We start from the raw sequence: 7,707 nt of genomic DNA, 5'->3' as shown, positions 1-7,707 counted from the left end.
TTCTGCTCTTTCTTCTTCTTTAAGAGCTTTTTGTAAGTTTTTCTTTTCTTCTAAATCTAGGAAATCTTTAGCTGGCATAAGTAGAATTTTTCTCAAGTTACTATTTCTATTTTAGGTGGTTTAAGTGCGTTTTAGCTTAACTTAGGAAGGTATGAAGAAGCGATCGCATCCTTTGATCAAGCTTTAGAATTTAAACCCGATTTGCATGAAGCTTGGTACGGCCGAGGGGTTGCGTTAGGTAACTTAGGAAGGGATGAAGAAGCGATCGCATCCTTTGATCAAGCTTTAGAAATTAAACCCGATAAGCATGAAGCTTGGTACGGCCGAGGGGTTGCGTTAGGTAACTTAGGAAGGGATGAAGAAGCGATCGCATCCTTTGATCAAGCTTTAGAAATTAAACCCGATAAGCATGAAGCTTGGTACAACCGAGGGATTGCATTGCGTAACTTAGGAAGGGATGAAGAAGCGATCGCATCCTACGATCAAGCTTTAGAATTTAAACCCGATTTGCATGAAGCTTGGTACGGCCGAGGGGTTGCGTTAGGTAACTTAGGAAGGGATGAAGAAGCGATCGCATCCTACGATCGAGCTTTAGAAATTAAACCCGATGACCATAAAGCTTGGAACAACCGAGGGAATGCGTTAGGTAATTTAGAAAGGTATGAACAAGCGATCGCATCCTACGATCAAGCTTTAGAAATTAAACCCGATTTCCATGAAGCTTGGTACAACCGAGGGTGGGCCATTTGTTCTCTGAGCAAAAATCGCATTTCTACTCCTAGTCTAGAAGCTCTCATTTATCCTAAACCGATAGTAGCCCTTAATGACCGAGAACCCCATCTTTTCGGCCTCCGGGAGGCACTTCCCCACCTCGTTCAAGGATCGCCTCCGTGGGGGCAAATTTATCGCTATCTAGGGGAAGCTTATCTGGAACATTCCCAGTATCAAGAGAAAGCTAGTCCCTATTGTCGCGACGCAATCCGACATTATCAAATCGCTTTACCGATTCTCACCGAAAAAGACTTCCCCGAAGATCATTTAGAAATTCTGCAAGGATTGATCCGCGCTCATCTTTCCCTACAGGAAATCACTCAAGCGCGATTCTATCAACAACAGGGACGCGACCTTTTCAACCGACTACGCGCCCAGAAAGGCGATAAACCCGCTTTTGAGGCAAAATTCAGCAGTTTTAGTCACCTAGAAATCGATTTACTGATCGAGGAAAATCATCCCCTAGACGCAATTGAACAGGCAGAATTTTATAAAAATCGTTGCTTGACTTGGATTCTCGATAATTGGCAAGAAAACCCCACCAGTCCCGATTATGCCACTATCCAAAGCCTGACAAGTCCGGATAAGGCGATTATTTACTGGTATCTCAGCGAGGACAATCTCACCACCTTTATTATCACCGCAGACGCTGATCCCGTAATTCTGGAAAGAGAGCAACGTTATCAACAGGCGCGACAGTTTCGGACTTGGTTAACCGAATGGGATAAACAATACCGCGACTATGCTAGTAAAAAAGAAACCGAGAATAAACAAAATCACCCTTGGAGATTGTCACTTAACAACTGTTTTGCCGAATTAAAGCGGATTTTACAGATCGATAAAATTCTCGCACATTTGCCGGTTTCCGTTAATTCCCTCATTCTCATCCCCCACCGGGATCTGCACCGCTTCCCCCTACATACCCTCTTCCCCGAAAAATACACCGCTACCTATCTCCCCTCTGCTCAGGTTGGTTTGCGTCCCCAGTCCGGCGATTTCTCCTATTCTCCCCTCCTCAGTGTCGAAGACCCCAAAACGGAGCAAAAACCCATGGATTTCGCCCAACTGGAATCGGCGATTATTAGCCATATCCTGCAACCGAGCGCGAGAATTAGCCCGAAAAAGGCCTCACGGGAAAATGTCCGCAAAGCCCTCGAAAATGCCTATAAAACCTTCCATTTCACCGGTCACGGCTTTTATGACTCTTTTCGCCCCCAAGCCTCTGCGATCGCCCTTAGCGATGGTTTATTGACCGTCCGGGATATCAACGGACTGAACCTCTCTAGTTACCGTCTCGTCTGTCTGGCTGCCTGTGAAACTGCTCTCACCGGTAAGGATGGCATTACCACCGAATACGTCGGCCTCGTCAGTGCTTTCCGGGCAGCGGGTGCGACTAATGTGGTCAGTACCCTCTGGCCGGTGAAGGAGATTTCTAGCGCTTGGTTTATGATTAACTTCTATCAAAGATTATTAGCGGGTGAATCCCCGGCTCTAGCTCTGAAAAATACACAAAATTGGTTAAAAAACATCACTTGGCAGCAACTAGCTGACTGGATCGAGCAACTTCGGCTACTTCCCTCCCTAATGGAAGGGGTCGATCGACTGGAGGTGAGGGCGGCGAATACTTTGAAGGAAGGCAGTACAATAGGGCTAGATCAACTAACAGAATATAGCGATCCTTACCATTGGGCAGCCTATACCCTGACTGGACAGGACTAAACTTATGGAAATTCCCAAAACAATTATCGATCTTGAAGCGCTGCTAATCGCCCTCGCACAGCAGACTGAACCCTTGCCAGAATATCTACAGCGATCGCTCGAAGCAATTAGACGATTACTAAGGGAAGAACAACCCCAGGCAGCAACACAATTGCGGCAACTTATCAAGGATTATCCTCCCCTAGAAAAAGCTTATAAAAAAGCGATCGAAGAATTAGACGCAGCCTATGCTAACCAAGAATGCACCAAAAGTTTAAGCGTCATTTTTCCCGATAGTTTAGATTTCGAGACCATATTTATTAATGATGTTATTCCTAGCCAAGATTGGGTAAAAACTGCCCAAAAATTAGCCCGATTCCCCCTTGATAAGGGGGGTGCTACTTCTTCTCGATTTTGGGATAAAGCCGATCGCCTGATGGTGGTGACGGTGGGAGGTGCGGCCCTAGGGGGAGCGATTGCGGGAGTTTACGGCGCGTTTATTGGTGCGATATTAGCGGCGGGCTGCGGATGGTATATTACCTTTAGAAAAACAAAATCAGCATAAATTTTTGATGAAGATTGTTAACATTGAAAACTTTCTTTTGTTAATCGGAACTTTGGTCATTACCGCAAGCGTGGCACTGGTTACAAAAAAACAGCCAAGACGGGGAAACAATAAATCTTATCTAGAAATTCTTTTCGTTTCTGGGTTGAGTTTATCGGCTGTATTTGCCATGTCTAAGGTGGTCTATAAAGTGTTAACCGATGAAAATTTTCAGAATTGCCTTGGCTCGGATAGTCAAATCCTTCTTTTGTTAGCTGCTGTTCTCGGTATCTATATTTCTATTAAAGAGATTTGGAAATTATTTGAAGCGAACTAATAGGAATACCAGCTTTATCCATATCCAAAAGTTATACTAAATTCTGTTGAGAAGGTGTAGAATGGGGGCGTTGGGTTTCATGCTTCAATCCAACCTATGTTCTATAAACATTATCAGTAAACCCCAAAAAAAAGGAAGCTAAATCATGAAAATTACTATCGATATTCCCGATGAATTGCTTCAACATTACAACTACAATAATCTTCCCCGTGAAATTTTAGAGGCTTTGGTGGTGCAGGCCTACCGATCGGAAAAAATCACCAGTGCCGAGGTCGGACGTATTTTAGGTCTATCTTCTCGTTGGGTGGTGGATGCTTTTTTAAAAAACCATGATACCGATTTACATTACGATGAAGTCGATCTAGAGAGCGATCGCAAGACTCTTCAGCAACTTCGCAACAAACACGATCATAGTCTTTTATGATAGTCGTTTCTGATACCTCACCTATCAACTATTTACTGCTCATTGACCAGATCGACCTATTCCCCCGCTTATTTGGACAGATTATCATTCCCGATGTGGTTCGCGGTGAAATGCTTGATGCAGATGCACCGGCCATTCTTCAGCAATGGATCGCCAATCCACCCTCTTGGCTTATCATTGAGGCTGTTCAAACGATTGATGAAACCCTAAATATTCTCGACCCCGGAGAACAGGCCGCTATCACCCTCGCTCAAACCTTACCCGCCGATTTGCTGATTATCGATGAACGCTTGGGTCGGCGAATTGCCAGCGAGCGGGGAATTCCTATTATTGGCACTCTCGGAATTTTAGACGACGCATCAAGCCGAGGCTTAATCGAGCTTTCAGATACTATAGCCCGACTACAACAGACTAATTTTCGCATTTCTCACCGCATAATTGAGAAATTGCTTGAAAATAGGGAATAAATTGTTAAAAAACTAAACGAACCTTCAGTCCGATCGCAATTAACCCCAAAGAAGTCAAAAATCCCCCTTCAGAACCTCGTGACACTAATAACTAATAACTGAATAAAACTACATTCCCATAATTTCGTAACCGGAATCTACATAAATAATCTGTCCGGTAATACCACTGGAAAGATCACTGGCTAAAAAAGCGGCCGTATTTCCCACCTCAATTTGTGTCACCGTGCGATGTAAAGGCGCGATTTCTTCCACATGATGGATCATATCAAGAATTCCCCCCACGGCCGAAGATGCTAAGGTGCGAATTGGACCTGCGGAAATACCGTTAACTCGGATCTTTTGGCCCCCTAATTCCGCGGCTAAATAGCGAACACTCATTTCTAAACCGGCTTTTGCTACCCCCATTAAATTATAGTTAGGAATTACCTTGACACCACCGAGATAGGTAAGAGTGATAATACTTCCCCCTTCCGTCATCAAAGGTTTAGCCGATCGCGCTAGACGGGTTAGGGAAAAAGTGCTAATATCTAGAGATTTAGTGAAAGCTTCCCGGGGAATGGCGGTAAAATCGCCCGTTAAACCCTCTTTATCGGCAAAAGCGAGACAGTGAATCAAAATATCCAGTTTACCCCATTTTTCCGCCACTGTAGCGAAAGTATCTTCTACCTGTTGGTCATTTTGGACATCGCAGGGGACATAAAAAGCGGGATTAAGTTCATCGGCCAATTCTCGCACTTTTTTCTCAAAGCGGCCTTTTTCGTCGGGGAGATAGGTGACACCGATATTTGCACCAGCTTGATGGAGTTGTTGGGCAATTCCCCAAGCGATCGAGCGATTATTGGCAATTCCTGTCACTAGGGCGTTTTTTCCCGTTAAATCTAACATAGTTCTCGTTTCTCTTACAAAAATCTCCCCAATAGCCGACCCCAGCGAGATTCGGTATAATAGGGATACAGATAAGGGGGCAGCAATGATCACCCCTTCCCCATTGTCTGGCAAAAAGCGCCCAAAACTTTTCCCAGTTTAGGCAGCGGTTATGTTTAATAGAGGTGACACTCGTTGCATAATAAAAACAATTTTCCCCTTTTTTGGATGTGAGATGGACTTATCATTAATACAAGATAAACCCCTAGCAGATGTGTTCCGTCGAATCGGCAGCGGCAATTTCCCCCCGGTGGTGGAATTGTTCGAGCGTGGCAAAACGATCTTTTTCCCGGGAGATCCGGCCGAAAGAGTCTATTTTTTGCTTAAAGGAGCGGTTAAGTTATCGCGAGTCTATGAAGCGGGAGAAGAAATTACCGTGGCTCTACTGCGGGAAAATAGCGTCTTTGGTGTGCTATCCTTACTTACTGGTCAGCGATCGGATCGTTTTTATCATGCCGTGGCTTTTACTCCGGTAGAATTACTCTCGGCCCCGATCGATCAGGTAGAAAGATCCCTCCGCAATAATCCCGATTTATCAATGTTGATGCTGCAGGGTTTGTCCTCGCGGATTCTGCAAACGGAAATGATGATCGAAACCTTGGCTCACCGGGATATGGGTTCACGTTTGGTCAGTTTTTTATTAATTCTCTGTCGTGATTTTGGGGTTCCCACCACCGATGGTATCCGGGTTGACCTAAAATTGTCTCACCAAGCGATCGCCGAAGCGATCGGTTCTACCCGCGTCACTGTCACCCGTTTATTGGGAGAGCTGCGGGATCAGGAAATGGTCTCAATTTACAAGAAGAAAATCACCGTCCATAATCCCGTCGCTCTCAGTCAACAATTTACTTAAATTCTGGATGACTAGCGCTTATATTTTAGTTTTGGCCATCGTGGTTTTAGGTGGTCTGATAGCGGCTATTGGCGATCGCATAGGGAGCCGTATCGGTAAGAAAAGGATGCGTTTATTTAATCTGCGTCCGAAACAAACCGCAACTTTGATGACGATTGTAACGGGAATTTTGATCGCCGGTTCGACTTTAATTGTCTTGTTTGCTTCTAGTAAATCCCTGCGTCAAGGGGTTTTTGAACTGGATCGTCTTTTAAATGAACGTCGTGCCGCTATTAAGGATTTGGAAAGACAGGTGAGAAAAACCACCGAACAGAAAAATCAGGTGGAAAAGGCTTTAAAAACGGCTAAAAGTGAACAGATAGCTGTGCAGAAACGTCTAGAGGTTCTTAACAAAAATTATCAAGCTTCTCGTCAACGTTTGCGATTAGTTTCGGGACAGTTGGAAAAGTTTCGTAAGGAAGTGGCTAATTTAAACAATGAACGAGTCATTTTAACTAATCAAAAGGCACAGTTAACCAGTCAACGGGATCAATTGTTCCAACAAAAATCAATTCTTTCTAGTCAGATAAATCAACTACAAACCACCGTTCAAGTTAGAGATAAAGAGTTGGCTAATCAACAAAAGTTATTAACAGCTAGACAAGCGCGACTTCAACAGTTAGAGACTCAACAAAAAACCCTACAGCTAGAAATTGATCGCCGGGATCAACGTATTGGAGAACTCGATCGCTCGATTGTGGATAAAAATTTGGCTTTGGAACAGCGTGAGGGAAAATTAAAAGATTTAGAAACCCAAATGGCTTTTCTTAAGCGGGAAGTGGAAGTTTTAGAACAATACTATCAAACCTATCAAGAATTGCGGGAAAAACAAATCGCTATTTTCCGGGGACAGGTGTTATCTTTTGGAGCTTTTCGTATTGTTGATCCCCAAGCTATTGTCACCGTTATCGATAAGTTATTGCGAGAAGCGAATATGAATGCTATCCGTGCTACCCAACCGAATCAGCCTAATTTTGACCAGCGTTTAGTTAAGATCACAAAAGCACAGGTAGAACAGTTAAGTCAACAATTACAGGACGGTAAAGAATATGTGGTGAGAATCCTTTCAGCAGGTAATTATGTCTTAGGAGAAAGCGAGATTCGTGTCTTTGCTGATGTGGTTCCCAATCAAAGAGTTTTTGAGGAGAAACAGGTAATCGCTGCCGTTTCTATCGATCCCCAAAATATGACAGAAGAAGACCTACAAAAGCGCTTAGATTTACTTTTAGCTTCGGCTCAATTTCGCGCTAGAAGTGCGGGAGTTTTAGGGTCAATTCAAGTGGAAGATGGGTTATTAACTACGGTAGTTAACTTTATTGGTCAAGTCAAAAAGTCGGGTAATTCTATTGAGACACTTGAGGCAATTGCTGCTAGTAAAACGAATACATCTGGACCTTTAACTTTGCGTTTAGTAGCGGTAAAAGATGGTAAAATTGTTTTTAGTACGTCTTCTTAAAAGATAGCTAAAGTTAGGAGTTGAGATTAAAATCAATTCCTTCGTAAATATCAGCAAGATTTAAGCTAATTCCTAAGGAATCCAGAGAGATAATTCCCCTAGCTGGGATGTATTCTTGCAGTAACCAATGATTTTCTGATGTTTTGCTATAGGATTCTATTAGTATCTCCCCTTGACTGACGAGAAGATATTGG

Annotated in this window: 7 protein-coding genes and 2 pseudogenes; 7 read left to right on the top strand and 2 right to left on the bottom strand. The window is 43.6% G+C overall.

Annotated features, from left to right (window positions below):
• Window positions 1–144: 144 nt before the first annotated feature.
• The 5 genes and pseudogenes from IM479_RS16470 to IM479_RS16450 form a co-directional block, all read left to right on the top strand.
• Window positions 145–2,490 (top strand): annotated as a pseudogene (locus IM479_RS16470) (tetratricopeptide repeat protein); the annotation flags it as partial.
• Between the two features lie 4 nt (window positions 2,491–2,494).
• Window positions 2,495–3,034: a hypothetical protein gene (locus tag IM479_RS16465; RefSeq protein WP_287685273.1), complete on the top strand. Its 540-nt coding sequence runs from the start codon at window positions 2,495–2,497 to the stop codon at window positions 3,032–3,034.
• A gap of 7 nt (window positions 3,035–3,041) precedes the next feature.
• The gene (locus tag IM479_RS16460; RefSeq protein WP_287672512.1) at window positions 3,042–3,350 is read left to right on the top strand and encodes a hypothetical protein; all 309 of its coding nucleotides are present in this window, start codon (window positions 3,042–3,044) and stop codon (window positions 3,348–3,350) included.
• Window positions 3,351–3,495: 145 nt separating this feature from the next.
• Window positions 3,496–3,774 (top strand): UPF0175 family protein, encoded by a 279-nt coding sequence (locus IM479_RS16455; RefSeq protein ID WP_286825822.1) that lies wholly within the window; start codon window positions 3,496–3,498, stop codon window positions 3,772–3,774.
• Entirely contained in the window at window positions 3,771–4,241 is a 471-nt protein-coding gene (locus tag IM479_RS16450) for a PIN domain-containing protein (protein WP_002797557.1), read from the top strand. The genes IM479_RS16455 and IM479_RS16450 overlap by 4 nt, the downstream gene beginning before the upstream one ends.
• A 108-nt stretch (window positions 4,242–4,349) precedes the next feature.
• Here IM479_RS16450 and fabI read toward each other — a convergent pair whose 3' ends face one another.
• Window positions 4,350–5,126 (bottom strand): enoyl-ACP reductase FabI, encoded by a 777-nt coding sequence (fabI, locus tag IM479_RS16445; protein ID WP_002740281.1) that lies wholly within the window; start codon window positions 5,124–5,126, stop codon window positions 4,350–4,352.
• Between the two features lie 214 nt (window positions 5,127–5,340).
• On the opposite strand from fabI, the gene ntcA reads away from it, so the two are divergent.
• Both ntcA and IM479_RS16435 read left to right on the top strand, forming a co-directional pair.
• Entirely contained in the window at window positions 5,341–6,018 is a 678-nt protein-coding gene (ntcA, locus tag IM479_RS16440) for a global nitrogen regulator NtcA (protein WP_002793163.1), read from the top strand.
• A 7-nt stretch (window positions 6,019–6,025) separates the two neighbouring features.
• Window positions 6,026–7,513 (top strand): DUF3084 domain-containing protein, encoded by a 1,488-nt coding sequence (locus IM479_RS16435; RefSeq protein WP_287685272.1) that lies wholly within the window; start codon window positions 6,026–6,028, stop codon window positions 7,511–7,513.
• Window positions 7,514–7,526: 13 nt separating this feature from the next.
• Here the strand turns inward: IM479_RS16435 and IM479_RS16430 are convergent.
• Window positions 7,527–7,707, bottom strand: a pseudogene (locus tag IM479_RS16430) (Uma2 family endonuclease); the annotation flags it as partial.

It is taken from the genome of Microcystis sp. M165S2, assembly GCF_020245885.1.
GTDB lineage: Bacteria > Cyanobacteriota > Cyanobacteriia > Cyanobacteriales > Microcystaceae > Microcystis.
Note: the sequence above shows the minus strand (reverse complement) of the source record. Positions and strands in the feature narration are given on the sequence as shown.